This is a genomic window from Glutamicibacter sp. AOP12-B1-11 (genome assembly GCF_052379245.1).
Lineage (GTDB): Bacteria > Actinomycetota > Actinomycetes > Actinomycetales > Micrococcaceae > Glutamicibacter.
Genome location: NZ_JBQSYL010000002.1, coordinates 13474 through 33189, shown reverse-complemented (window position 1 = coordinate 33189; position 19716 = coordinate 13474). Strand labels below are relative to the sequence as shown.

General features: G+C 60.5%; 18 protein-coding genes. 6 read left to right on the top strand and 12 right to left on the bottom strand.

Annotation, left to right across the window (positions count from 1 at the left end; all coding sequences use genetic code 11):
- Window positions 1–26: 26 nt before the first annotated feature.
- The 8 genes from nadD to ACT3UQ_RS01225 form a co-directional block, all read right to left on the bottom strand.
- Window positions 27–632 carry a nicotinate-nucleotide adenylyltransferase gene (gene nadD / locus ACT3UQ_RS01260; RefSeq protein WP_096284973.1) on the bottom strand — a complete coding sequence of 202 codons (606 nt, stop codon included), beginning with the start codon at window positions 630–632 and terminating at the stop codon, window positions 27–29.
- 2 nt (window positions 633–634) lie between these two features.
- Window positions 635–844 carry a hypothetical protein gene (locus tag ACT3UQ_RS01255; RefSeq protein ID WP_105552236.1) on the bottom strand — a complete coding sequence of 70 codons (210 nt, stop codon included), beginning with the start codon at window positions 842–844 and terminating at the stop codon, window positions 635–637.
- A gap of 106 nt (window positions 845–950) precedes the next feature.
- Window positions 951–2246: a glutamate-5-semialdehyde dehydrogenase gene (locus ACT3UQ_RS01250; RefSeq protein ID WP_258133459.1), complete on the bottom strand. Its 1296-nt coding sequence runs from the start codon at window positions 2244–2246 to the stop codon at window positions 951–953.
- A 22-nt stretch (window positions 2247–2268) separates the two neighbouring features.
- Window positions 2269–3414 (bottom strand): glutamate 5-kinase, encoded by a 1146-nt coding sequence (gene proB / locus ACT3UQ_RS01245; RefSeq protein ID WP_105552238.1) that lies wholly within the window; start codon window positions 3412–3414, stop codon window positions 2269–2271.
- Between the two features lie 2 nt (window positions 3415–3416).
- Window positions 3417–5000: a GTPase ObgE gene (gene obgE / locus ACT3UQ_RS01240; protein ID WP_444636373.1), complete on the bottom strand. Its 1584-nt coding sequence runs from the start codon at window positions 4998–5000 to the stop codon at window positions 3417–3419.
- A gap of 126 nt (window positions 5001–5126) precedes the next feature.
- Window positions 5127–5381 carry a 50S ribosomal protein L27 gene (gene rpmA, locus ACT3UQ_RS01235; RefSeq protein ID WP_096254657.1) on the bottom strand — a complete coding sequence of 85 codons (255 nt, stop codon included), beginning with the start codon at window positions 5379–5381 and terminating at the stop codon, window positions 5127–5129.
- Window positions 5382–5430: 49 nt separating this feature from the next.
- Window positions 5431–5739, bottom strand: coding sequence for a 50S ribosomal protein L21 (rplU, locus tag ACT3UQ_RS01230; protein WP_096284983.1), 309 nt, complete (start codon window positions 5737–5739; stop codon window positions 5431–5433).
- 230 nt (window positions 5740–5969) lie between these two features.
- On the bottom strand, window positions 5970–9023 hold the full coding sequence (locus ACT3UQ_RS01225; RefSeq protein WP_444636372.1) for an Rne/Rng family ribonuclease: 3054 nt from the start codon (window positions 9021–9023) through the stop codon (window positions 5970–5972).
- Window positions 9024–9518: 495 nt separating this feature from the next.
- On the opposite strand from ACT3UQ_RS01225, the gene ACT3UQ_RS01220 reads away from it, so the two are divergent.
- The 6 genes from ACT3UQ_RS01220 to ACT3UQ_RS01195 all read left to right on the top strand — a co-directional run bounded on the left by ACT3UQ_RS01220 (window position 9519) and on the right by ACT3UQ_RS01195 (window position 13827).
- The gene (locus ACT3UQ_RS01220) at window positions 9519–10139 is read left to right on the top strand and encodes a vitamin K epoxide reductase family protein (RefSeq protein ID WP_105552242.1); all 621 of its coding nucleotides are present in this window, start codon (window positions 9519–9521) and stop codon (window positions 10137–10139) included.
- Window positions 10132–10515, top strand: a complete 384-nt coding sequence (locus ACT3UQ_RS01215; protein WP_105650828.1) for a ribosomal maturation YjgA family protein — start codon at window positions 10132–10134, stop codon at window positions 10513–10515. The genes ACT3UQ_RS01220 and ACT3UQ_RS01215 overlap by 8 nt, the downstream gene beginning before the upstream one ends.
- A 159-nt stretch (window positions 10516–10674) precedes the next feature.
- Window positions 10675–11259 (top strand): GNAT family N-acetyltransferase, encoded by a 585-nt coding sequence (locus ACT3UQ_RS01210; RefSeq protein ID WP_105552244.1) that lies wholly within the window; start codon window positions 10675–10677, stop codon window positions 11257–11259.
- Between the two features lie 186 nt (window positions 11260–11445).
- On the top strand, window positions 11446–12741 hold the full coding sequence (locus tag ACT3UQ_RS01205) for an AI-2E family transporter (RefSeq protein ID WP_105552245.1): 1296 nt from the start codon (window positions 11446–11448) through the stop codon (window positions 12739–12741).
- An 81-nt stretch (window positions 12742–12822) separates the two neighbouring features.
- A complete protein-coding gene (locus tag ACT3UQ_RS01200) occupies window positions 12823–13353 on the top strand; it encodes a GNAT family N-acetyltransferase (protein ID WP_444636371.1) in 531 nt (176 codons plus the stop codon).
- A gap of 222 nt (window positions 13354–13575) precedes the next feature.
- A complete protein-coding gene (locus ACT3UQ_RS01195) occupies window positions 13576–13827 on the top strand; it encodes a type II toxin-antitoxin system Phd/YefM family antitoxin (protein WP_146112407.1) in 252 nt (83 codons plus the stop codon).
- A 252-nt stretch (window positions 13828–14079) separates the two neighbouring features.
- Here ACT3UQ_RS01195 and ndk read toward each other — a convergent pair whose 3' ends face one another.
- From ndk to ileS, 4 genes are read right to left on the bottom strand one after another with little or no spacing between them, the layout of a single operon-like run.
- On the bottom strand, window positions 14080–14496 hold the full coding sequence (ndk, locus tag ACT3UQ_RS01190) for a nucleoside-diphosphate kinase (RefSeq protein WP_105552248.1): 417 nt from the start codon (window positions 14494–14496) through the stop codon (window positions 14080–14082).
- Window positions 14497–14533: 37 nt separating this feature from the next.
- Window positions 14534–14968, bottom strand: a complete 435-nt coding sequence (locus ACT3UQ_RS01185) for a DUF4233 domain-containing protein (RefSeq protein ID WP_444636370.1) — start codon at window positions 14966–14968, stop codon at window positions 14534–14536.
- Window positions 14968–16323 (bottom strand): bifunctional folylpolyglutamate synthase/dihydrofolate synthase, encoded by a 1356-nt coding sequence (locus ACT3UQ_RS01180; RefSeq protein ID WP_105552250.1) that lies wholly within the window; start codon window positions 16321–16323, stop codon window positions 14968–14970. The genes ACT3UQ_RS01185 and ACT3UQ_RS01180 overlap by 1 nt, the downstream gene beginning before the upstream one ends.
- Entirely contained in the window at window positions 16320–19559 is a 3240-nt protein-coding gene (ileS, locus tag ACT3UQ_RS01175; protein ID WP_444636369.1) for an isoleucine--tRNA ligase, read from the bottom strand. The genes ACT3UQ_RS01180 and ileS overlap by 4 nt, the downstream gene beginning before the upstream one ends.
- Window positions 19560–19716: the final 157 nt, after the last annotated feature.

Here is a 19716-nt window from a genome sequence, read left to right as displayed (position 1 = left end):
GCCGTGTTGGACGCATCAATGTGAGGTTACGACTCGGTATAAAGCCCATATTTTGCAATGTACTGCACCACACCGTCCGGCACCAGATACCAAACGGGCTTGCCTTGGGCTATGCGCCCACGACAATCCGTGGAGGAAATCGCCAATGCTGGGATTTCTAAAAGTGAAACGTTCTCTTGCTCAAGTTCTGGCAGCACATGACCTGGACGACTCACGCCAACAAAGTGCGCCAGGTCCCAGACCTGATCGACGTCCTTCCAGCTGGCGATTTTGCTCAATGCGTCCGCACCAGTGATGAAGAACAGTTCGGCCTCTGGCCGTTCGGCACGAAGATCAAGCAACGTGTCGTGCGTATACGTTGCACCCTCACGGTCGATGTCGACGCGGCTCACGGTGAAACGTGGGTTCGACGCAGTAGCGACCACCGTCATCAGGTAACGGTGCTCTGCGGCGGTCACGTCTCGCGCAACCTTCTGCCAGGGCTTGCCGGTAGGCACGAAGACCACTTCGTCTAAGTCGTACTCGGCCGCAACTTCACTGGCAGCGACCAAGTGACCATGGTGGATGGGATCAAAAGTACCGCCCATCACGCCGAGGCGCAATGGGCGGTTCTTGTTCAGTGGATCCGCCAAGACTAGTGCTTGTCTCCGTGGACCTTAAACTGACGGTGAATGTCTTCCACTTCGTCGTGATCTGCGTGACGCAGGCCCACGTTGGTGTAGGAAACCGTGACCAGCAGCAGAACCATCAGCGCGACGAAGATGCCACCACCGACGATGATTGCCATGGTATGTGGGTCAATGCCGGTGGATGCAGCTTCAGAAGCCATAATCAGCGCGTTCAACTTATTTCTCCAGACGTTTTATCGAGACCAAATCTGCAACGCAAATACAGGTCCGAAAAGTAACGGTACGATTCTTCTACATCCTACCGAAGACAGGGGGTATAAACTATTTACGAATGTGCCCGTCGCCCTGAACGATCCATTTGGTGGTCGTCAGTTCCGACAAGCCCATCGGTCCACGCGCGTGCATCTTCTGCGTGGAGATGCCTACCTCGGCACCCAGCCCCAGCTCGCCACCATCGGTAAAGCGGGTCGAGGCGTTAACAATCACTGCCGCAGACTCGATTTCCGCGATGAACCGTTCGGACTCGGCCAGAGATGAGGTAATGATCGCTTCGGTGTGTCCGGTGGAGTATTCGCGGATGTGCTCCAGCGCTTCGTCCATCGTGTCTACCAGCTTCACCGCGATATCCAGGTCAAGATACTCGTTGCGCCAGTCATCTTCACCGGCAGCTATCGTTTCCAGCTCTGGGACCAGTGCCGCCGCGCGGGCGTCGGTGTGCAGCGTAACCCCGGCCTTGGCCAAGGCCTTGAGCACGCCCTGTGCTGCCGGAGCGTCCTTGGAGACGAGCAACGTCTCTACCGTATTGCACACGCTCGGACGGTGCGTCTTGGCGTTGAGCAGGATATCGGTTGCCATTTTCTCATCGGCGCTGGCGCCCATGAAGATATGGACGTTGCCCTCGCCGGTCTCGATGACCGGAACCTTCGCGGTGGTGACCACACGCTGGATCAGGTCGCGGCCACCGCGTGGAATCAGCACGTCGATGCGTCCGCGCGCTGCCATCATCGCGTCTGCGCCTTCGCGTCCGTATTCGTCCACGGAGATCACCAGGTCACGAGGCAAGGAAACGGATTCGAGAGCATTCCGGATGTAGCCCACCAGGGCTACATTCGAGTTCAGCGCCGCCGAGCCGCCACGCAGCAATACGGCGTTGCCGCTCTTCAGGGACAGCCCTGCGATATCGACTGTCACGTTGGGGCGGGCTTCGTAGATGGTGCCGATCACGCCCATTGGGACGTTGATCTGCCGCATCCGCAAGCCGTTGGGTAGCGTTTCGCCGCGTACGACGCGGCCGACGGGATCTGGCAGTCCGATGAGCTCTTCAAGGGCGGAGATCAAACCGTCGATACGCTGATCATCAAGTTTCAAGCGGTCAAGCAGTGCGGCGCTGGTGCCGCGTTCACGGCCATTTTCAAGGTCTTTGGCGTTGGCCGCCATAATTTCTCGGCGATGGCTATCAATGGTCTCTGCGATGGCACGCAGAGCCTTATCTTTCCAATCACGGTTTGCCCGCGACAGAGTGCGCGAGGCCCGGCGGGCACGATCTGCCAGCTGGTTGACCGACGCGAATACGTCGGTGGTGGATTCGGTCTTTGTTTCGGCTGAATCTAGACTCATATCTCCCATTCTATTGGCCTCCTTAGATCAAGGCCAGATCATCGACATGTACTACGGCTTTGTCGTAACCCTCGCCGAGCAACTCGGCCAGTTCGACGGTAGTGCGTCCAAGCATTTCTGGAAGCTCTTCAGCCGAGTAGTTCACTAGTCCACGACCAATGACGTTCCCGTCTGCATCGCAAATTTCCACTGCGTCCCCGGCTTCGAATTCTCCGCGAATCGAGGTGATGCCAGCGGCAAGCAAGGAATTCGTTCCGTCGGCAACGGCACGCACCGCACCGGCATCCAGGACCAGCCGGCCTTCGGAGGAGGCAAGGTGCGCCAGCCACACGTCACGGGCCGAGCGGCGCGTGTTGCGCGCGGCGAACCAGGTTCCCACGTCTTCGCCCGCCAGTGCCTTGGCGGCGTTGTCGGTGCTGGTCACCAGCGTCGGAATACCCGCCGAGGCGCTCATGGTGGCCGCGTCGACCTTGGTGATCATGCCACCGGTGCCAACGCCGGCCGCTCCCGGAGTGCCCAAATCGACAGCGTCGAGCTCATCGGGGTGGCCCACATGCGAGATGCGGCTTCCGCCGTCCTCCGGGTGCGCGTCATAAACCGAGTCGACGTCGGAAAAGAGCAGCAGCGCATCGGCCTTGATCAGGTGGGCAACCAGCGAGGCGAGACGGTCGTTGTCGCCGAATCGGATCTCGCGGGTAGCTACCGCATCATTTTCATTCACGATTGGCAGCACGCCCAGGTTCAGCAAGCGCGTGAGCGAACGCAGCGCATTGGTGTACGTATTGCGGTGCATCAGGTCATCTGCCGTCAGCAGCACCTGGCCGACATTGATGTCGTGTCTTGCGAATTCCTGGGTGTACTGCGCCAGCAGCAATCCCTGTCCTACGGCCGCTGCCGCCTGCTGGGTGGCAAGGTCTTTGGGACGCTTTTCCAGCCCTAGCGGCGACAGTCCGGCGGCGATGGCGCCAGAGGAAACCAAAATTACTTCGGTGTCATCGTGCAGCGTGTGTGCGAGCGTATCTGCCAAGAACTTCAACCGCTCGTGGGAGATCCCGCCGCTGACGGTTGTCAACGAGCTGGATCCCACCTTTACGACTACGCGTCTTGCTTGGGGTAGATCTCGAAGTGAGGAAATTGAAGATAATGTCTTAGTTGCTCGCACATTCATACTTAGTCTTCCTTATCTGCTGCCCGATTCTGAGCAGCGCGTTCAGCGTTCTTCGCATGTACCGATTCGGTCCAGATGCCCGCCCGACGCTCGGCTTCAAGCTCTTCGCGTGCGGCGGCTTTCGCCGCGCGACGCTCATCATGCTCGGCGCGCTTTTCTTCACGCGTCTTTCGGTTTCGGTCTTCCAGGCGGATGTCCTCGCCACGGCGCGAGCCGAGCAATTCGGCCCCGGCTGCCATGGTTGGCTCCCAGTCGAAGACTACCGAGTTATCTTCGGCACCGATAACGACCGCGTCGCCTGGCTTGGCGCCGGCCTTGAACAACTGGTTCTCAACACCCAGCTTAGCTAGGCGGTCCGCCAGGTAGCCGACGGCCTCGTCGTTACGGAAGTCGGTCTGCACGATCCAGCGCTCAGGCTTTTCACCGATCACTCGCCAGAGTGGTTCGAAGTTCACCTCTTCGCGGCGAATGATGAATTCCGTCTTCTTGCCGGTGCGCTGACGCAGCATCGGAACTTCAACGATCGGGGCTTCTTCAACACGCTCGGAGCGTGCCTGCTCTACCAATTCAGCCATGGCGAAGGTCAATTCGCGTAATCCGTTACGTGCCAGTGCGGAGATTTCAAAGACGCGGTAGCCGCGCTTTTCGAGCTCAGGGCGCACGAATTCAGCCATGTCGGAGCCGTCGGGCATATCTACTTTATTGAGCGCGATAAGCTTCGGGCGCTCGGTCAAAGCAACGCTAGTGCCATCGGTTCCAGCGAAGCTGGAGTCGGCTTCATAGGCTGCCAGTTCCGCTTCGATGGTTTCCAAATCGTGGATCGGGTCGCGGTCGGTCTCCAGCGAGCCGCAGTCCAGCACGTGCACGATCGCGGCACAACGCTCGACGTGGCGCAGGAACTCATGGCCCAAGCCCTTGCCTTCGGAAGCACCTGGGATAAGCCCGGGCACGTCGGCGACGGTGAAGCGCACTTCGCCGGCCTGCACGACGCCCAGGTTGGGTACCAGCGTGGTGAATGGGTAGTCGGCAATCTTTGGACGTGCCGCGGAGATCGAGCCGATCAGCGAGGACTTACCGGCCGAGGGGTAGCCCACCAGCGCGATATCTGCGACGGACTTAAGTTCCAGGACTACTTCCTGGCCGGTGCCCGGGGTACCGAGCAGGGCGAACCCTGGGGCCTTGCGCTTATCGGAAGCGATGGCCGCGTTGCCCAGTCCGCCCATGCCGCCTTGTGCGGCGAGGAACTCATCGCCGGTCTTGACCAGGTCCGCAAGGATGTCGCCATCCTTGGATTTGACCACGGTGCCCGCAGGCACGCCGAGGACCAGGTCTTCGCCCTGCTTGCCGGGGCGCAGTCCGCCCTGGCCGGGCTCGCCGTTGTTGGCCTTGCGGTGTGGCAGGTGGTGGAATTCAAGCAGCGTGGTGACCTGCGGGTCAACGCGCAAGATGACATTTCCGCCGTCTCCGCCCTTTGCCCCGTCCGGTCCGCCTAGGGGCTTGAACTTCTCGCGCTTGATGGACACACAACCGTGGCCACCATTACCTGCGGTGACATTTAGAGTTACGCGATCAACGAATGCAGCCACGGGGCCATCTTCTCCTATAACGGGGGTGCGAGTTACTACTCGCTTAAAGTCTATCTATACGCACACAAGGGGCGGACCGAAATCGGCCCACCCCTTGTGCACTCAAAAAATTGTCTGTCGCCTAAATTAGGCAGCAGTTACAATGTTCACCACGCGGCGACCACGACGGGTGCCGAACTCGACTGCGCCAGCAGCCAAAGCGAACAGAGTGTCATCCTTGCCACGGCCTACGCCGGCGCCTGGGTGGAAGTGGGTGCCGCGCTGGCGAACGATGATTTCGCCTGCCTTGACATCCTGACCGCCAAAGCGCTTTACGCCTAGGTACTGTGCGTTGGAATCGCGACCGTTGCGAGTGGAACTCGCACCTTTCTTATGTGCCATGCCTTTTAGCCTCTTTCGCTACAAAAATGGTTAGTACGATCAGCCCAAATTAGGCGATCGAGGTGACCTTGACCTTGGTCAGAGCGGCACGGAAGCCCTGGCGCTTCTTGTAACCGGTCTTGTTCTTGTACTTCTGGATAACAATCTTCTGGCCGCGAAGGTTTTCTACAACCTCAGCGGTGACCTTGACCTTAGCCAGGTCGGCAGCGGCGGAAGTTACCTTCTCGCCATCTACCAACAGCAAAGCTGGAAGGTCAATAGAGCTACCTAGGGCAGCCTGAAGACGGTCTACGGTGATGAGGTCTCCAACGGAAACCTTCTCCTGGTGGCCGCCTGCGCGGACAATTGCGTACACCACGTGGGTACTCGCTTCTACTCGACGTTTATTGTCTTACCGGCGCAGAAATCAACCCGGATGCCTGATAAATCAAGCACCTTATTCAGGGATCTCATGCGCTTGTGCCTTGACGCCGAGCGGATCAGAAATCCGTGATCTTGGCGTTTAGCACCGATGAACCAGATTACGCTAGTCCACACCACTGGGGCAAATACAAACTGCCCCAGCGGGTGAAGCGTGATCAAGTTCATCTATTTCAGTTCACGAACCGGAACCCCAACTCCGAGCATAACCGGTTGCCCGGCAGCCTCGGCTGGCTTTTCGTTTCGTGCACTGTTGGTATCCATCTGGACCACCGAACCGGTGGCAGCGGATACCTCCGCCACACGAACCTCTGCATGCGCATCGCCCTGGACCGAGGTGGCCCGACGACTGCGACGCTTTGGCTGCGTGGAACTCTGTGGGGCCGCAGCAGCTGCTGCGGCCGGTTTGCCCTCCGCGGTGGCCGCAGCAGCGGCAACCTCGGCCTGCGAGGCGGGCATCGCCAGTCCGGTCAGCGTTGGCTGGCCCGAACCGGTTGGCGGCGCAACCGACTCGCTCTGAGCACGCGTGGCTCGACGGGAGCCGCGCTTGCGTGCGCTTGGTGCGGGCTGCTCTTCCGCAGCCGGGGCCTGCGCCGGTGAAGGCTCGACCTCCGGCGTGGAGGATTCATCCGCGCTCTGCTCGCTGGCTTGCGCCTGCTCGCCCTGACCGCGGCCACGGGAACGCGAACGTGAGCGACGGCGTGATTTGCGCCCGCCCTCGTGCTGCTCGGCGCCTTCGGCTTCTTCTCCCCCGGGCAAAGCTGCTTCCAGAGCTTCCAAGGTCACCGAGGCATCCTCGGCAGCGGCATCCGAAGGTGCTGCTGCGGCCTTGGCAACCGGCACGGTAGCCCCATCGAACTTCAATCCCGATTCGGCTGGCTGATCGAGGTGCGAAGCGGCGGCAATATTTGCCAGCGCGTTGCGGGTCGCCTCGTGCTGCTCCCCGCCCTCTGCCTCGGCGTTTTCGGTTCCATGCTCGCTGGCCTTCGGCTCATCGCGTTCGTTGCCGCGACGGCGACGACGCTCGGAGCGAGGAGCCGCAGACTTCTCCGCGAACTTCTTGGCGTGCACTTCGCCCGAAGCGTTGAAGGACTTGCGGTGCTCGACCGGCTCTTCGTGCGTGACGAAGCCGCTGCCGGCACATGCTTCACAAGATTCACCGAAGACCTCAAGCAGGCCGGTGCCCATGCGCTTGCGGGTCATCTGCACCAGACCAAGGCTGGTGACCTCGGCGACCTGGTGCTTGGTCCGATCCCGGCCCAGGCACTCGACCAGACGGCGCAGCACGAGGTCGCGGTTGGCTTCCAGGACCATGTCGATGAAGTCGATGACGATGATGCCACCGATATCGCGCAGGCGCAGCTGGCGGACAACTTCCTCGGCCGCTTCCAAGTTGTTCTTGGTCACGGTCTCTTCGAGGTTGCCGCCGGAACCGGTGAACTTTCCGGTGTTCACATCGATCACGGTCATCGCTTCGGTGCGGTCGATAACCAGCGAACCGCCCGATGGCAGGAAGACCTTGCGGTCCAGTGCCTTGTTGATCTGCTCGTCGAGGCGGAAGTTGCTGAAGATATCTTCGGACTGCTCCCACTTCTCCAGCCGGCTCATCAGGTCCGGGGCCACATACATGACATAGGCCTCGATGGTGTCCCAAGCCTGTTCGCCGGAGACGATCAGCTTGGTGAAGTCTTCGTTGAAGACGTCTCGCACCACCTTGATGGTCAGATCCGGCTCCGAGTACAGCAGCTCCGGGGCCAGGGTCTTGGTCGAGGAAGATTGCGCCTCGATACCTTCCCACTGGGCACGCAGCCGGTTGATGTCATTGGTCAGTTCTTCTTCGGAGGCGCCTTCGGCGGCGGTGCGGACGATGACGCCCGCATTCTCCGGCAGGTGGTCCTTCAAGATCTTCTTCAGGCGCTGGCGTTCTACGTCTGGAAGCTTGCGCGAAATACCGGTCATCGAACCGCCCGGCACGTAGACCAGGTAACGACCAGGCAGGGAGACCTGGCTGGTGAGCCGTGCGCCCTTATGTCCTACCGGATCCTTGGTGACCTGCACGAGAACCGAATCCCCGGCCTTCAACGCGTTTTCGATACGACGCGGCTGGCCTTCCAGCCCTGCGACATCCCAGTTGACTTCGCCGGCGTACAGCACAGCGTTGCGGCCGCGCCCAATATCGACGAAGGCGGCTTCCATGGATGGCAGCACGTTCTGCACCTTGCCCAGGTACACGTTGCCGATCAGCGAATCCTGCTGGGTTTTGGAGACGAAGTGCTCGGCGAGCACGCCATCTTCCAAGACGCCGATCTGGATGCGGTCCTCGCGCTGGCGCACGATCATCTTGCGTTCCACCGATTCGCGGCGAGCCAAGAACTCGGCCTCGGTGATCACCTGGCGGCGGCGGCCGGTCTCGCGGGATTCGCGGCGGCGCTGGCGCTTGGCTTCCAAACGGGTGGAGCCGCGCACCGAGGTGACCCGGTCCGAAGCGGGGATATGCGCTTCGGAGCTGGCACGCGGAGCGCGCACACGGGTGACGGTGTTTGGTGGATCGTCCTGCGAACCACCGTCGACCTCCAGGTCAACATCTCCGCGACGGCGCCGGCGGCGGCGGCGTGAGGACACATCGTCTGCTTCCAGATCCTCGTCCTTCTGGCGCGAGGCGGGTGCAGCTTCGGGCTTGGCGGTGTTCGCCACCGCATGCTGCACCACCGTGTGCGCCGCTTCCGGGATCGCGAACGGGTTCATGATCATGGAGCTGCCGTGTTCGGCTAGCAATGCACCGGTGTGGTCCTCGACTGAAGACTCGAAGACCTCGGCACCCTTTGCCGGTTCGGTCACCGCGGGCGCCAGTTTGATGCCGGTTTCTTCCGGTGCCTGCGCCGTGGTGGTCACCGGAGCCTGTGCGGAAGTCACTTCCTCAGCCACTTCCTCGGAGGCCGAGGCTGCCTGTTCGACTGCGTCGCGGGCGACCTGCTGGCGGCGTTCGGCTTGGCGGCTCATGCGCTTGACCGAGTCAGGAGTGGATACCTGGGTACGACGCGTTGCGCGCCAACGGTATGGGCTTTCTTCGACTCCGGCTGCGGCGTTTAGCTCTGCCAGGGTCAACGCACGCCGCAATGGACGTGATGGGGTGGTGGCTACAGTGGTACGGCGGGCTCGTGTTGAACGATTGCCTCGCTTACTTCCCTGTGCCCCTCCTTTTCGCTGATTTGATGCGCTCATTTAAATTCGCGTGCTCCTAGTTTAAATTCCCGCTTCGGCGACCTCCACAGACGGTGCCTAGGCTGAAACAACATTCGTCACGTGTCTTTCGGCCGTCTTCGTGAGTCGGCCAGACACAAAAGTCCTTGTGTGTTCCGCATCTGGGTTCTGCCCTGAATCAATTTTCCGATTCAAGAGAACTAGCTGCGGTTCAACGTGGCCATTGAAAACCGGCTGCTTTCCTTTGCAGCCCTACGATCCGCGGTATTCCTACGGGAGGCGCACGTAATGGGCACTCAACCGAAGCGATGCATCGCTTGACGATCTGTCGTTTCAAAAGTCTGTCGTCGGGTTGAAAGCAGACTGTGGATCCGCGAACAACCTCTTCCATTCTCTCATAGTTCGTTCATCGCTAGTTCACCAGCTCATATATATTGCACAGAAAAGCTTCATAGTATGTGAGAAGCAAGGTGCGCAATGACCCGCATTCGTCTGAACATATGGAATAGTCAAGACATGGTTTCATCACTTGAGAGTCCTCAGAACTCGGGCGTGTTGCCCTGGTGGGCAAAAGAACGCGGCTTCGGATTATTCGCCGTGCTCACCGGCACGATTGCTTGGGTCGCCTCGGGGATCCTAGTCCTTGAACGCCTCGAGCTTTACAAAGACCCCGACTACATCACCGGGTGCGATATCAACCCCTGGGTTTCCTGCGGCACCGTCATGAAATCCGACCAAGCTCAATTGCTCGGTTTCCCGAACCCGCTACTGGGCATCGTCCTCTTTGGCGTGCTGATTACCATCGGAATGGCGCTGCTGGCCGGCGCCAAGTTCCGCCGCTGGTTCTGGATTGGAGTGCAGGCCGGAGTGACGCTGGCCATGGCGTTCATCGCCTGGCTATGGTCCCAGGCTTTGTATGAGATCAATGCCCTGTGCCCCTACTGCATGGTCGTGTGGGCGATGATGATTCCGCTCTTCGTCTTCACCACTTCGCGCAATATCGTCAATGGAGTCATTCCCGCATCCGAAGGCGTGAAGAAGTTCGCCAAGGAATGGAGCTGGGTCGTCGTGGCGATCTTGTGGGTTTTGGTTATTGCATCCATCGTTCTCCGCTTCCCGAACGCGTTCTTTGGATAGCCTCACCCGGCGCCGAATCATTCTGGGGATCAGTGCTTGTGCGCTGGTCCCCCTTGGCTTGTTCCTGCGTTTTCTACCTTGGGGGCTCGTCGCCGACCTGGCCGGCGGGGTTTTGTACGCGGCGCTGATCTATGTTGTAGTCGCCTTCATTGCCCCAACGCGCTCATGGCTCACCGTCGGGGCCTGGGCGCTAGGGTGGTGCGTGGCGGTAGAGCTGCTTCAGCTCACCTCCTTGCCGCGAGAGGCTGCGGCCCGTTTTCCGCCCTCGCGGTTGGTATTGGGCACTGGCTTCGCGGCGATGGATCTTCTGGCCTATTGTGTTGGCGTGCTGCCTGCTGCGCTGGCGGATCGAGCGGCACGCCGCGGTCGGGCCTAATTCCCGCTATCAGCGAAAGACCGCGGCGGAGCTGTACCGCTAAAAACCTGATGAACACGCGTATTATCGATGGTTTCTGGCTTCCTTCCATGCCTTGGCACGAGTCTTTAAAATGACGCAGGTCACCCGCCTCCAAGCTAAAGCGACTAGATTAGGGTCATGGGAAGCCACAAATGGAATACAGAAAACGCCCAAGATTACGGCATCAATCTACTGACCTCGGACACGATCCGGCTACGCGAACTGCAGGATGAAGATCTATCGGTCCTGGCCCAATGGTGGAATAGCCCGGAGTTCATGGCGCTGCAGGGAAATATCGTACTTCCGCATCCCGGCGTCGAAGCCGCAAACCTATTCAAGAGCTGGAGCCTGAACCGAGGCACCAAGGATGGTGTGGGCCTTTCAATTACGTTGCCCGATGACACGCTAATCGGCCACACTGCACTCTACAATTTCAACGCCCCGGCCCGTTCGGCGGATCTCATGCTGATGATCGGCGGTTCGAATGTGGGGCAGGGATACGGCACGGTCGCAACCAAGATGATCGTGGACTTCGGCTTCCGCGAAATGGGGCTGAACCGAATCGGGTTGGGGATCTGGGCCTATAACGAGCGGGCCTTGCGCACCTTCTCCCGCGCCGGTTTCCGCGAGGAAGGACGCAACCGCCAGGCTGGTTTCCACGATGGGGCGTTCCACGACCGCATTCTGATGAGCCTGCTGGCTGACGAGTATTTCGGGCGCTAACCCGGGAACTTGGAAATTGGGGTGTTTCTTCAACCTTAGGTGGAGAAACACCCCATTTTCATGTGCTTTGAGCGCGTAAAAGCGAAAGCCAACGCCGAAATAGCGTTTCCTCGGCGTTGTGGCGATTCCTAATCAACTCGTTAGCCTATTGTTGGAGCTAGTTAGTATCAGTCTCAAGGAGCACCAATGGATTTTCTCCGCAAGCTAAAGTTACCCAAGCGCAAGCCACCGGCTGCTCCGGCACCGGCTCCGGAACCTCCGGTAGGTGAATTGCTCAGCGAGTCAGAGGTTACCAAGCCAAACTTCACCGTGCATTCCCTGTGGACGGATATGCTCGGGCGCCTCGGAATCCGTAGCGCCCAGATCTTGATCGTTGGCACCCTAGCCACCTTCTTCATCATCGGACTCTTGCGACTGACGATGATCGTCATTCCGACTTTGCTGGCAGTGATTATCTCCTGCGCGCTATGGCCCTTGGTGCTGAAGCTTCGCAAGGTCTTTTCTCCATTGATCTCCGCCTGGATCGTCTTCCTCAGCTCCCTGCTGGTTCTCGGCGGCATCGGCACCGGATTGGTCTTCTCGGTCATCAAGGAATGGCCAAAGCTGGTTGACCAAGCGGTTGAAGGCTTCAATCAGCTCAATGACATGGTGCAGGGATTCATCGGCAATATGCCATTGTCCATCGATCAGAGCCAGATCGACGGCGTCGTGGACACGGTGACCTCGTTCTTGACCAGTTCCCAATTCGGCACCGGCGCCCTGAACACGCTCAGTGCCGCAGGTAGCTTCGTGACGGGCTTGATCTTGCTCCTGGTGATCTTGTTCTTCTTCCTGAAAGACGGCGACCGGATCTGGGCCTTCGCAGTGTCTTGGACGCCCAAGCACTACCGCAATAAGTGGATCCTTTCCGGTGACCGTGCACTGCGCACCTTCGGCGGCTATATCCGCGGAACCGCTACCGTGGCTGCGGTGGACACCTTGGGCATTACCGCAACCTTGCTGATCTTGCAGGTTCCGCTAGCGCTGCCCCTGGGCGTGATCGTGTTCCTCGGTTCGTTCATTCCGATGGTTGGTGCCACCGTGGCAGGCATTTTGGCTACACTGATTGCCTTGGTCACCAATGGTCCAGTGGTAGCCCTGATCGTGCTGGCTGCGGTAATCCTGGTCAATCAGCTTGAGGGCAACTTCCTTCAGCCAGTGGTGATGGCGAATGCATTGAACTTGCACGCGCTGGTGGTCTTGATGGCCTTGACCGCTGGTACCGTGCTTGCAGGTATTATCGGCGCCGTGCTGTCCGTGCCGCTGACCGCCGCAGCGTGGGCAGTGATCAAGGTGTGGACCGATCGCGATAATTCGAATGCGGTGGATGACGCGAAAAAAGACATCCGCGAAAAGGTCAAACCCGAGGAAAAGCCAAGCCTCGTGGAAAAAGCCAAGGAAACCGCTAACCCAGAGCCTGCAGCTAGCGCCGACAACAGCTAACATTTTCTTGCCTACGGTCTTGGCCTCGTCCCCTTGGATAAGGCCAAGACCTTTTTTCTTCCCCTTCAGAAAGGAATTTTGATGACTTTACCCGATCGAGAGGTGATCGCCACCCGAGCGGGTGTGTCGTTGGGGCGATACCGAGCTTCGGATTTCGCAGCGGTCCACGAGTACGCCACGGACCCCATGGTCTACCGGTATGCCGAGTGGGGTCCGAATTCCGCAGAGCAGACCCGGCAGTACCTCTTGGAAGCCAGTCTGCCCAACAGCCAAGCGCTGACCTTGGCGGTCCTCGTCGATGAACAGGTGATCGGAGGCGCGGCAGTGTGGAGCACCGATGCCGACCACCGCTGCGGAGAACTCGGCTATAGCCTGAATCGTAAATTCTGGGGTCGCGGCTATGCCACGCTGGCAACGAAGATGCTGCTCGATCTTGGATTTTCTTCCCTAGATCTGCACCGCATCACAGCGACTTGCGCCCCCGAGAATTCGGCCTCCAGACGTGTGCTGGAAAAGGCCGGGTTCGCCTACGAAGGGCATTTGCGCGAGCATAAACTCGTTAGCGATCGACGCCGCGATTCCTTGCTCTTTGCACGGCTCGCTACCGACTAGAGCCAACACACGATGACCCGAAACATTGCGCTTCCATAGTCGGATGTGTTTAATGTGACTCAAGTGAAAGATGTGTATTGAAGTGGCAAGAGCAACTCTTGAGAATTCTTGCCACTGCCCCGTCGCTCGATCAGCAGGGAGCACGAAGCGCTAGTACGGGACACACTTCTACTCAAACTCGAAGTGCCGTCAGGCGCTCACCGCGATATTTGGGAGGTACTCATGCTGAACTTCAGCTATGAGGAAGCACTAAAGAATTTCTCGAGTCTTGTCGACAACGTAGTCTCTGAGCATGCTGTCGTCTCAGTTTCCAGGTCCCCGAGAGAATCTGTCGTCATGATCTCCAAAGATGATTATGATTCGATCCGCCAGTCTTCGCCGCGTCCTGCAACAGATACCTTGTGGGGTTCTTCACCCGCCCCCAGCGCGGCCCTGCTGCCGCATGCCCACAACTCCCTCGACGACTGGTTCTAGGGCCCTGCCACGCACTCGGGCCAGCTGCCCCGAGATGCGGCTTATTGATCAGCTACACATAGCATCCCGCCGGATCCAGCGGATAGGCTCCACGTCCGCCATGCTCCGCGCCGGCAACCCCTCGCGCCCTCAGGCTGCTCGGCCGACTTGCTGTCCAAGGTTTCCGGAACTAAAAAATCCCCGTGGGGATCCACTGAACTAGTGGACCTCGACGGGGATTTTCGCCTCTCGGGCGAGAGGAACTTGACCGGTCTACTTACCGAACCAGATGCCGATCTCACGTTCCGCCGACTCAACGGAGTCCGAACCGTGAACCAGGTTCTGCTGAACCTTCAGGCCCCAATCGCGACCGAAGTCACCGCGGATGGTGCCCGGTGCGGCGGTAGTTGGATCGGTGGTTCCCGCCAACGAACGGAAACCTGGGATAACGCCGTGGCCTTCGGCAACGATGGCGACGATCGGGCCCGAGAGCATGAACTCAACCAGCGGCTCGTAGAATGGCTTGCCTTCGTGCTCGGCATAGTGTTCGGCGAGCACCTCGCGCGAAGCGTTCAGCTGCTTCAGCTCGGCGATGCCGTAGCCCTTCGCTTCGACGCGAGCAAGGATCTGGCCGGTCAGGCCGCGCTTCACACCGTCTGGCTTGACGAGAATGAGAGTACGTTCGGTCATGTTTCTACCTCTTCGTTCTTAGATACTTTTGGTCTGCTTAAGATTCTACGTTCGGATGGGCACGGTCCCACTCTTGCTGGGCGGCCGCACGACGCTTATTCTCCAAGTCGATTTCCCCACCCTTCTTCAGCGCGTACCACCAGCACAGTCCGAAGAAGACCGACAGGTAGAACATGTCCACCAAGATGAACCCGCACAGGAAGAAGACCACCTGCAGGATCCAGCCGATCAGGTATCCCGCCGGTTTGCGGAGCAATGCGCAGGTGATGATGCATAGTACCGCCACGGCCGCGCCGAGGCTGAGCACCAGCGCAGGTTCGGCACGCTTGAGCCCGAAGGCGGCCAAGGTGACGAAGATTGCCAGAAACGCCTCGCAGGTCAATACGGTCGAAGCGAACATCACCTTGGTGGAGCGTTGCTTCTTCTTCATCCCCGGGCGCCATTCGCGTTGCGCCCTAGTTAGCTTGGCCATTAGGAGTTCTGCCCTCCCTTGAGCAGTAGTGAGATTTCGCCCACCAGTGTAATCGAACCGGTCACCAGGACGCCGCCGGCCAGGTCATCCCCGGCCTCGGCACGGCCCACGCACCATTCGACGGCGTCTTCAAGATTCTCGGTGACATGCAGGTCTTCTTCGGGCCAGCCGGCATCAACCGCCAGGGTGGCCAGTTCCCCCGCGGGAATGGCCCGCGGCGAGGAAGACTGGGTCAGGCATAGGTCATCAACCAGATCGCCGTACTCTTCACGCAAGGTGTAGAGCATCGCTTCGGCGTCCTTCTCGCGCAAGATCCCCACCATGAGCACCAGGCGGGAGAACCCGAAGGATTCCTTGATGGCTTCGGCGCTGGCTTTGAGGCCGTCCGTGTTGTGCCCCGCATCGACCAGGACGCTGGGCGCGCTGCGCACCAGTTCCAGACGGCCCGGGCTGGTAGTTGCGGCGAATCCGTTGCGGACCAGCTCAATATTCAGTTCACGTTCTCCGCCGCCGAGGAAGGCCTCGACCGCTGCCAGCGCCACGACGGCGTTCTGCGCCTGGTGCGCGCCGTACAGCGGCAGGTAAATCTCGTCGTAGCGAGCCGCCTGCCCCTCGATGGCCAATACCTGGCCGCCAACGCCCATGGTGCGCTCGATGAGCTTGAAATCCAGCGATTCGAAAGCCACGGGAACTTCAAGCTCGCGTACCTTGGCGAGCAGCACATCTGCCGCGTCCACCGGCTGGACCGCGGAGACCAGGTAGCCGCCGGGCTTGAGGATCCCGATCTTCTCTTCGGCAATCAGCCCCGGGGTATCCCCCAGCAGGTCGGTGTGGTCCAAGGAAATCGGGGTGATCACCGAGACTTCGGCATCGGCCACGTTGGTCGCGTCGGTGATTCCGCCGAGGCCCACCTCCAGCACCACCACTTCCACCGGAACCTCGGCGAAGATCGCGAAGGCCAGGATGGTCACCGCTTCGAAGTAGGTCAACCGGTTTTCGCCGCGCTCGGACAACTCGGCATCCACCAGTTCCAGGAACGGTGAAATCTCATCCCAGACGCGGACGAAAGTCTCATCGGCAACGGGTTCCCCATCGATGCTGATCCGCTCGGTGACCTTCACCAGGTGCGGCGAGGAGTAGCGGCCGGTGCGGATATCGTGGGCCTGCAGCAGGGACTCGATCATCCGCGCGGTGGAGGTCTTCCCGTTGGTCCCGGTGATGTGGATGACCGGGGAGGACTTCTGCGGTTCGCCGAGGATCTCCATGGCGCGGAACATCGGTTCCATGCGCGGTTCAATCTTATTTTCCGGCGCGCGCGCCAGTAGCTGCGCGTAAACGCGTTCTAGATCGCTCATACGGTGGGCTCCACTTCGATCTTCGCTTCGGTTAGCGCCCCGTTGGCAACTAGGTCCAGCTGGGCGGTTAAGGTTTCGCTGCTCACCAGTTCGCGGTTCAATTCCAGCGCCGCCACCACCTCGGCGGAGGCGGTGATGACCGTGCGGATACGGTCCGAGACCTGCAGATCCGCTTCCTTGCGGGCGGACTGGATCGCACGGATCATATCGCGGGCGGTGCCCTCGGCGGCCAGCTCGGTGGTGACCTCGGTATCGAGCACCAGGAAGCCTCCGTCGATGACCGCGGCGGCGATTTCGGCTGCCTCATCCACCACGGTGTCCAGGGCGTATTCGCCCTCGGCCAGCTCCAGGCCGCCGGCGGTGACCACACCGTCGGTCACCGACCAGTCGCCGGACTTGGCCCCCTTGATGGCCTGCTGCACGGACTTGCCCAGGCGCGGGCCGGCGGCGCGGGCGTTGACCACCAGCTGCTGGCTGATGCCGTAGCTGGCGGTGTCCACGCCTTCGGCGTCGATCAGCGTGACGCTCTTCAGGTTCAGCTCGTCCTTGATGATCGAAGCGTAGGTGCCTTCCAGTCGGGCAGCGTCGGTGAGCACCACCTTCAACTCCGCCAGCGGCAGGCGCACGCGCAGGTTCTTCGCCTTGCGCAGCGAGGAGCCCACCGAGCAGATCTTGCGGGTGGTTTCCATGGTTTCGAGCAATTGGGCATCTGCCGGGAAATCCGCGGCCTCTGGCCAATCGGTCAGGTGCACCGAGCGTTTCCCGGTCAGCCCGCGGTAGATCTCCTCGCTGGCCAGCGGCAGCAGCGAAGCGGCGACCTTCACCAGGGTTTCGAGCGCCGTGTACAGGGTGTCGAAGGCCTGGGTGTCTTCTTCGAAGAAACGCTGGCGGGACCGGCGCACATACCAGTTGGTCAGCGTGTCCATGTAGTGGCGTACCGCTTCGGTGGCTTCCGAGACCTCGTAGCCGTCCAGCGCCTCGGTGACTTCGCGGACCAGTGCCCCGGTGGCGGCCAGCATGTACTGGTCCAGCGGATCGGTGGAGCTGTGCGAGCGCTTCGCCTCGTAGCCGGCCCCGTTATTCGCGGAGTTGGTGTACAGGTTGAAGAAGTGCCACACGTTCCACAAGGGCAGCAGCACCTGGCGCACGCCGTCGCGGATTCCCTGTTCGGTGACAACCAGGTTGCCGCCGCGCAGGATCGGGGAGGACATCAGGAACCAGCGCATGGCGTCGGCGCCGTCGCGGTCCAGGACCTCGGTGACGTTCGGGTAGTTCTGCAGCGACTTGCTCATCTTCTGCCCGTCCGAGCCGAGCACGATGCCATGGGAGATCACGTTCGTGTAGGCGGGGCGGTCGAAGAGCGCGGTGGACAGCACGTGCATGGTGTAGAACCAGCCGCGGGTCTGCCCGATGTACTCCACGATGAAGTCCGCCGGGTGGTGCCCGGAATCAAACCATTCGCTGTTTTCGAAGGGGTAGTGCGCCTGGGCGTAAGGCATCGACCCGGAGTCGAACCAGACATCCAGCACGTCTTCGACGCGGGTGAGGGTGCCGGACTCGGCGCAGCCTTCGTGGGCGCGGGTCAGCTCGTCGATGAATGGGCGGTGCAGATCCGGCTGGCCCTCGTGGTTCAGCGGCAGGCGGCCGAAGAAGTTCTTGATTTCTTCCAGCGAACCGAAGACCTCGCGGTGCGTGCATTCGGCTCCCGAGCATTCCCAGACCGGGATCGGCGAACCCCAGTAGCGGTTGCGCGAGATGGACCAGTCGCGGGCGTTTTCCAGCCACTTGCCGAACTGGCCGTGCTTGACATTGCCCGGGATCCAGTTGATCTGCTCGTTGAGCTCGACCATGCGGTCCTTGATCTTGGTGACTTCCACGTACCACGAGGAGACGGCACGGTAGATCAGCGGGGTGCGGCAACGCCAGCAGTGCGGGTAGGAGTGCTCGTAGGAGGCCTGCTTGACTAGCTTGCCGTCTTCCTTGAGCACATTGGTGATGGTCTTGTTGGCCTCGAAGACCTGCACGCCCGCGATGTCGTTCAGCGGTCCGCCGGCGAACAGCGGCAGGAACTTCGCTCCCTCATCCACCGAGAGGATCACCGGGATGCCGTGCTCTTCGCAGACCTTCTGGTCATCTTCGCCGTAGGCCGGGGCCTGGTGCACGATGCCGGTACCGTCGGCGACGGTGACGTAGTCCGCGGTGACGATCTGCCAGGCGTTCTGCGTTTCGTACTTCTCCACGTCGGCGAAGGTGTCCCACAGTGGCGCGTAGCGCACGCCTGCAAGCTCGGAGCCCTGGTAGCTGGCGGTGATGGCGGCGGCCGCTTCCTTCACATCCTTGTAGCCAAGCTCCTTGGCGTAGGAGCCGAGCAGGTCGCGGGCCAGCAGGAACGGCCCGGCTGCCGCGGAGGCCTTCACTCCGGCCTCGCCTGCCGGAACCACCACGTACTCGATGCTTGGGTGGACCGCCAGCGCCGCGTTGGTTGGCAGGGTCCACGGGGTAGTCGTCCAGGCCAGGGCCTGCACGCCGGCCAGCGCCTGGGATGCCTCGGTTTCACCGGCAAGAACGGTGAAGCCCACGGTGACGGTCTGGTCCTGGCGGTTCTTGTAGACGTCGTCATCCATGCGCAGCTCATGGTTGGACAGCGGGGTCTCGTCCTTCCAGCAGTACGGCAGGACGCGGAAGCCCTGGTAGGTCAGCCCCTTGTCGCTGAGCTGCTTGAAGGCCCAGATGACCGATTCCATGTACTCGACGTTCAGCGTCTTGTAGTCGTTTTCGAAGTCGACCCAGCGCGCCTGGCGGGTGACGTAGTTCTGCCATTCGTCGGCATACTTCATCACCGAGGTACGGCAGGCGTCATTGAACTTGTCGATGCCCATGGATTCGATCTGCTGCTTGTCGGTCATGCCCAGCTGCTTCATGGCTTCCAGCTCGGCCGGCAGGCCGTGGGTATCCCAGCCGAAGCGGCGTTCGACGCGCTTGCCGCGCTGGGTCTGGTAGCGGGCTACCAAGTCCTTGACGTAGCCGGTGAGCAGGTGGCCGTAGTGCGGCAGGCCGTTGGCGAAGGGCGGACCGTCGTAGAAGACGAACTCTTCGCCCTCTCGCTGGTCGATGGAGGCCTGGAAGGTGTCATCGTTCTTCCAGTATTCGAGTACGCGCTTCTCAATTTCTGGGAAACGCGGTGAAGCCGGGGTTGAACCGGTCGGGTCGGTGGTGACCTTTGGGTAGAAGCTCATCGAAATGGCCATCCTTCAAGCGTAGGGTCGAAAAATCTTGCCTACGAGGACGGCACTTGGCCGCGGTACCACCCCGCTTATCCGCCACCGTGATGCTTGCGCACACAAGTGGCGAACCGCTTCTCATCAGCTATGACGGGCTGGTCCCGCTTGGTTC

Bases quoted from the DNA above. Each gene is read 5' to 3' on its own strand.
- ACT3UQ_RS01250 (WP_258133459.1), bottom strand. From the start codon at position 2,246: ATGAGTCTAGATTCAGCCGAAACAAAGACCGAATCCACCACCGACGTA.
- proB (WP_105552238.1), bottom strand. From the start codon at position 3,414: ATGAATGTGCGAGCAACTAAGACATTATCTTCAATTTCCTCACTTCGA.
- rpmA (WP_096254657.1), bottom strand. From the start codon at position 5,381: ATGGCACATAAGAAAGGTGCGAGTTCCACTCGCAACGGTCGCGATTCC.
- ACT3UQ_RS01225 (WP_444636372.1), bottom strand. From the start codon at position 9,023: ATGAGCGCATCAAATCAGCGAAAAGGAGGGGCACAGGGAAGTAAGCGA.
- ACT3UQ_RS01220 (WP_105552242.1), top strand. From the start codon at position 9,519: ATGGTTTCATCACTTGAGAGTCCTCAGAACTCGGGCGTGTTGCCCTGG.
- ACT3UQ_RS01210 (WP_105552244.1), top strand. From the start codon at position 10,675: ATGGGAAGCCACAAATGGAATACAGAAAACGCCCAAGATTACGGCATC.
- ACT3UQ_RS01205 (WP_105552245.1), top strand. From the start codon at position 11,446: ATGGATTTTCTCCGCAAGCTAAAGTTACCCAAGCGCAAGCCACCGGCT.
- ACT3UQ_RS01200 (WP_444636371.1), top strand. From the start codon at position 12,823: ATGACTTTACCCGATCGAGAGGTGATCGCCACCCGAGCGGGTGTGTCG.
- ACT3UQ_RS01195 (WP_146112407.1), top strand. From the start codon at position 13,576: ATGCTGAACTTCAGCTATGAGGAAGCACTAAAGAATTTCTCGAGTCTT.
- ndk (WP_105552248.1), bottom strand. From the start codon at position 14,496: ATGACCGAACGTACTCTCATTCTCGTCAAGCCAGACGGTGTGAAGCGC.
- ACT3UQ_RS01185 (WP_444636370.1), bottom strand. From the start codon at position 14,968: ATGGCCAAGCTAACTAGGGCGCAACGCGAATGGCGCCCGGGGATGAAG.
- ACT3UQ_RS01180 (WP_105552250.1), bottom strand. From the start codon at position 16,323: ATGAGCGATCTAGAACGCGTTTACGCGCAGCTACTGGCGCGCGCGCCG.
- ileS (WP_444636369.1), bottom strand. From the start codon at position 19,559: ATGAGCTTCTACCCAAAGGTCACCACCGACCCGACCGGTTCAACCCCG.